The sequence below is a fragment of the Acinetobacter sp. AS5 genome (genome assembly GCF_048957595.1).
Taxonomy (GTDB): Bacteria; Pseudomonadota; Gammaproteobacteria; order Pseudomonadales; family Moraxellaceae; genus Acinetobacter.
In genome coordinates this window covers 1-2,798 of record NZ_JARDAL010000109.1, presented here as the reverse complement: position 1 = coordinate 2,798, position 2,798 = coordinate 1, and the positions used below count along the sequence as shown (strand labels likewise).

General features: G+C 34.4%; 3 protein-coding genes. 1 reads left to right on the top strand and 2 read right to left on the bottom strand.

The window, feature by feature from the left end; translation table 11 throughout:
• Window positions 1-815, top strand: an 815-nt coding sequence (locus PV763_RS17255) for an IS701 family transposase (protein WP_420938267.1), incomplete at its 5' end; no start/stop codon positions are given.
• A 238-nt stretch (window positions 816-1,053) separates the two neighbouring features.
• On the opposite strand, the gene PV763_RS17250 is transcribed toward PV763_RS17255, so the two are convergent.
• On the bottom strand, window positions 1,054-1,917 hold the full coding sequence (locus PV763_RS17250; protein WP_228723756.1) for an IS982 family transposase: 864 nt from the start codon (window positions 1,915-1,917) through the stop codon (window positions 1,054-1,056).
• A gap of 121 nt (window positions 1,918-2,038) precedes the next feature.
• A protein-coding gene (locus PV763_RS17245) for an IS5 family transposase (protein WP_420938266.1) occupies window positions 2,039-2,798 on the bottom strand; the annotation gives its coding sequence in 2 pieces (ribosomal slippage) (window positions 2,039-2,464 and window positions 2,466-2,798; 759 coding nt annotated over the 2 pieces). This gene is flagged as partial in the annotation.

Sequence of the window (2,798 nt, the reverse complement as noted above, 5' to 3'; positions counted from 1 at the left end):
CAGGGGTATATTTTAATTTTGTCATCGGGATAGTCTCTCAGAATATTGACTCTCCGACAAACCCGGTACGGTTCAGTGGCAACGCCCATCGCATTATTAAAGGCATCTGCATCGTTAACTGTATCTATGTCAATCCTAAGACCGAACAATACTGGTTCATTGATTACCGTATTTATGACAAAACCACCGATGGCAAAAGCAAACTTGACCATCTAAAAGACATGCTACAGCACAGTATTGAACACAAACAAATTAAATTCAAATATGTGCTCATGGATACCTGGTATGCCACCAAAGACATCATGCTGTATATTGATAACTTACAAAAAATCTATTATTGTCCTTTAAAATCCAATCGCAAAGTCGATGATTCAAAAGGAGTACACCCTTACAAAGCAGTCAACGAATTAACTTGGACTGACCAAGAGCAACAAAATGGCAAACTGATTAAAATACATGCCTTTCCTAAAGATTACAAAGTGCAACTGTTCCGAGTAGTGGTTAATGAAAACCGCACGGACTGGATTGTCACCAACGACACCACTCAGGATTCATCAGATGGCACACGATTGGTGTGTGCCATCCGCTGGAAGATTGAGCAGTTTCACCGAGAACTTAAACAACTCACTGGTATTGAAGCTAATCAGTGTCGTAAGGCTCGTATTCAGCGGAATCATATTTGTTGTATGCTGGTTTGGCTGCAGTTAGCCAGACAGGCTAAACGGTTAAAACAATCTTTATATCAGGTTAAAAGGGGTTTACTCAGTGATTATTTGCGTGAGCAGTTACGCTCGCCTTCGGTCGTCTTTGCGTAAGTCCTAATAAAGTATTTATTTTTCATTTATTTGTATTAGTAAATTGGATTTTTTAAAATAGAGTTTCTACTCTATAAATTAGAAAATTGTAATAAAATTAGGATATTTAGCGTGACGTGGTCTATATTTTTTGTAAAAAATGCAATTTATTTAAAAAATTAATTATGCTCGTGTATTTATTTTGTTATTAAAGTGATATAAATAAAATGGCATATTTTTTAATAAATATACCCCAATCTCAACTTTGAATAAGGCTTTCCAGCTGTAAAGGTGGATTTCCTAATCGTGTATTTAAAATTACTGCAATGGTATGTGAAAGAATCTTACGCGTAATTCTATGCGTTAAATGCCATAAATCTTTAGCTCTTACTTTTTGAATGTGAAATCGTTCAGTTAATTGACCTATAACAGTCTCAATTTTTCTACGAGCATTCATGAGCCTCGCCATAGCTTCCTTAGACCTGCTATCAGTCATGTTCTTTCTATAAGGTGTTTGTAAATCAATATCTTGGTACATAAAATAGTGTTTTAATTCAGGTCTTAAGTATCCTTTATCACCACCAAGTAATCCCTGAATATCTTGAGTAATTTCTGGTGCAACATCACGTTCATCACAATGAGCTGGAGCAAAAGTATAGCCTGTAATCATTCCTGAAAAGTTAATAACGATATGTCCTTTGAAACCATAATATTTTTCTTGTTTAGCCGCACAATAACTAAAACCTGCAGATTCTTTGAAGTTTTTATGTTTTTTTGCTCTAGCATAACGACAAACAGGTATAGGAAAGCCATCGATAAAATGAATATTATCTAAACCGAAAAAAGATTTTAGTTGTGACATAATCTGTTGACTTACATGCCATAATTTTGCACAAAGTTTGCAAAAATTAGGATAGGAACCTAATTTTGGAAACCATTCAAACCAATTGTGTTTAAAGTAGAACCAGATATTTTTATCAGAATCTAAGCCAAGAAACTCTCCCACAATTTGTATAGTAAGAATTTCAATATCACTTAAAGCGGGTGGAAATCCTCTACTTCTTAAAGGTTGAATGACAATCGCTGAGTAAAATTGCTCTATGATTAAAAATACAGAAATGATAAATTAGTAAATGGACATAACTTGCTTTGCTTTTCTTAGTCGAAAATTAAATTGGGTTATGTCCTTTTTATTTCAAAGACTTAAAAAGTTGAGATTCGCGTAAATAGATCTCTTGCGAAAGTTAATTCAAGAGCATCCAATTCACCATTCCAACAATTAAATTCATTCTTAGACCAAATCGTTTCCGTCTATTTCTATACCGTTCTGTTAATATCCGAAAATATTTAAGTTTGCCGTTGATATGTTCAATTGTGATCCTACGCCGACTGATTTCTTGGTTGATCTGTTTTGCTATTTTGGGTAATGATAAATTCTTAGGTTTCTTGATTGGAATGAGTAACTTACTCTTAATCTGATGAAATCCTTCATAGGCTAAATCTGCCATAATACAAGGATAAATGATCATCTCCTTAAAATACTTACGCGCAATCGTCAGATCATGTTTTCTGCCACTTTCGACCTGTATACTTACAATTTGCTTTAGTCTTGGGTTAAAAATGACCTGTGTTTTTAGCGTATGTTTCTTCTTTTTACCGCTATAGAATTTTCTTTGTTTTTTTGGGACGCTCAATCTGTGACTCAGTGACATCAACGATCACATAATCACCTTCACTAAACTTTTGATTCCTTTTGGGTAATGCAAAAATCCGTGATTGAATCAGAGCATTTTCAACTTTATGAATAGTACGATTCACATTACTTTCAGCAAGATTATAGTCAGCGGATAATTCAATTTGAGTCCTATAACAGCGTAAGTAGTTTAGAGTTAACAATAATTGATCCTCTAAACACAAAGAATGCGGCCTTCCAGATTTTTTCTTGGCAAGTTCAGCGTGTTGTAACACCGATACCATTTTTAAGAATAATGGACGAGGAACTCC